Raw genomic sequence first — 2,399 nt, 5'->3', positions numbered from 1 at the left:
ACGATGGACGGCGACCAGGTGCTCGGCCGCGGCTACGGCCACCTGTCCTACCGCGGCGAGCAGCCCCGCGCGTTCAAGGGGCTGCGTATCAAACCGGAGACGATCACCGCGTTGACCCGGGCGGTCGCCGGCCGGCGGCCCGCTCCGGACGCCCCGACCCTGGAGGCGTTCGGAGCGGACTGGGCCGGCCGCTGGGAGCGCACCCTGCCCGGCCTNGTCGCCGCCAGCGACACCGACGGCGACGGGCCGGCGAGCCCGGAGGACCTGGTGGCGTTCGCCGCGGGCCTGGCCGCGCAGGCCAACGGTGAGGACCCGAACGCCGCGATGGACCAGGCCCGCGCCGCCGGACCCGAGGCCGCCCAGGACCTGCTCGACGACGTCATGCGCGAGGGCCCCGCCGACGCGGACACGGCCAACGNCCGCGCCGCCGACGCCGTGGAGAAGGCCCGGCGTCTGCTCGCCGAGCAGCGGGCCTGGCGAGAGCTCGTCGACGGGTGGGACGCCACCGCCCCCGACCCGCAGAGCACCCCCCCGGCCGACGGCGGCGCCGGCGGCGAGGAGATNGACACGGACGCGGCCCGCGCCCGGATGATCGAGATGCTGTATGCCGCCGGCCCGAAGGGGATGGCCGCAGGCGTCTTGTGGAAGGCGCTCGCCGCGGAGGGCATCGACCGAACCCGGCAGGCGGTCGGCGACTGGCNGCGCCTCGCGATCGTCGCCGGGCAGGTCGTCCAGCTCCGCGAGCGCGGCCCGTACTACCACGCCGACCACGCCCCGAAGGGGCCCGACGGCGACGACGGACAGTGACGCAAGGCCGATGACGCAAGGGATGACGCAACCCACGACGCAAGGCATGACGCAAGGCGGATGNAAGCCGGCTGACCTCGCCTATAGAGGCGGCCGGACGGGGGCCGCCGGAGCTTGCGTCATCGGTTGNGTCATCCCCCACCACCCTCACTCTCTGCCACGGATCGGAGTGTCATGACCCCTCACAAGATCGCCGCCCCACCGCCGGCCACCCGGCTGACGAGCACGCTGATCGTCGGCCGGGTCGGTACCGGCAAGACCGTGGAGACGGTCGCGCGGACCCGTGCGCACCTGGACGCCGGCGGTCTGGTGTGGCTCGCCGGTGACCCGCTGCCCGCCGNCGGGGTCGACCATCGCCGGCTCGACTGGCACGAGCGGGGTGCCGACGGCATCCGCAGCCTGATCGAGGTGGCCTGCCGGCTCGCCGCCGGCCGACTGCGCCTGGACGCCGCGGTCGGCCCGCTGCTGCTGGTGGCCGACCCGTGGCCGACCGGGCCCGCCGCCGGCCGGTTGACGTGGCTGGCCGAGCACGGCCCGACCGGTGTCACGCCGGTCGGCGTGGTGGCCACCGCGCTGCGCCCCCCGCCCGGNGCGGTGTGGGGCGAGCGGATCGACCTGCCCGCCGCCCTGCCCCTGTGACGTGCACCGTCCGCCGTACACCGTGCACCTAACTGTCACCTAAAACGCGCGTTTTCAGCGCATCCACGAAGGGGCGATCTCATGCCGATCCGTGTCCGGGCCCAGCGTCGGCTGGGCCCCCTGCGGGCCACCATCACCGAGCGCGGGCTGTCCAGCGTGACGTTGCGGGTGGGCCGCACGTCCTGGCGGTTGTGGTCGCGTACCGGCGGCCGCCGCGGGCTGACGAGCGTCAACCTGCCCGGCCCGCTGTCGTGGCGGCCGGCGGCCCGGCCGCGGACCGCCGGCCAGCGTGCCGCGGCGGCCGGCCGGTCCCGCCGCCGCTGGCTGCTGCTCACCGTCCTCGCCCTGGTGATCCTCGCCGGGGCCGCGGCGCACGGCGTCGACGGCCGGCCCCTGGCCGCCCTCGCCGTGACCGCCGCCGTCTGCGGCGCNGGCTACCTGCACCGCCGCCGGCGTCCCTGACGCACACCGTCCGCCCCCCTCTACCTGGAGGATCTGTGACCATCCCGACCACCATCCCCGCGCTGCTCCGCGCCGCCGCCGGCGAGATCACCACCCGCGGGTGGTGNCAGCACGACTACCTCGGCGACGACGGCGAGGTGTGCCTGATAGGCGCGCTGCGCGCCGCCGCCGGCGCCCACCCGCTCCGGGAACCGGAGGAGCCGGACGCCCACGACCTCCTGGGTGCGGCCCTCGCCGACCTCGCTCTGCGCATCCCCGCCGACGTCGACGAGGACCCGGACCCCGAGGTCGGCCTCGGCCTGTTCGACACCGGCGCCGGCGCCGCCATCGCCGACTGGAACGACGCGGACGGTCGGACCGCCGACCAGGTGACCACCCTGCTGCACACCGTTGCCGCCGACCTGGACCGCCCCGCGGCGGCCGCCTGATCGGAGTGCACGGTGCACCGCCCACGGTGCACCTCACTTCATCTGACGTGCACGGTGGTGCGC

At 75.9% G+C, this 2,399-nt stretch carries 1 pseudogene; it reads left to right on the top strand.

Going from position 1 to position 2,399, the window contains the following annotated elements:
* Positions 1-2,015: 2,015 nt before the first annotated feature.
* Positions 2,016-2,336 (top strand): annotated as a pseudogene (locus tag FF86_RS30430) (hypothetical protein); the annotation flags it as partial.
* Positions 2,337-2,399 lie beyond the last annotated feature (63 nt).

Origin of the sequence: Frankia sp. CpI1-P, from assembly GCF_001421075.1 — a bacterium.
Classification (GTDB): domain Bacteria; phylum Actinomycetota; class Actinomycetes; order Frankiales; family Frankiaceae; genus Frankia; species Frankia torreyi.
Note: the sequence above shows the minus strand (reverse complement) of the source record. Positions and strands in the feature narration are given on the sequence as shown.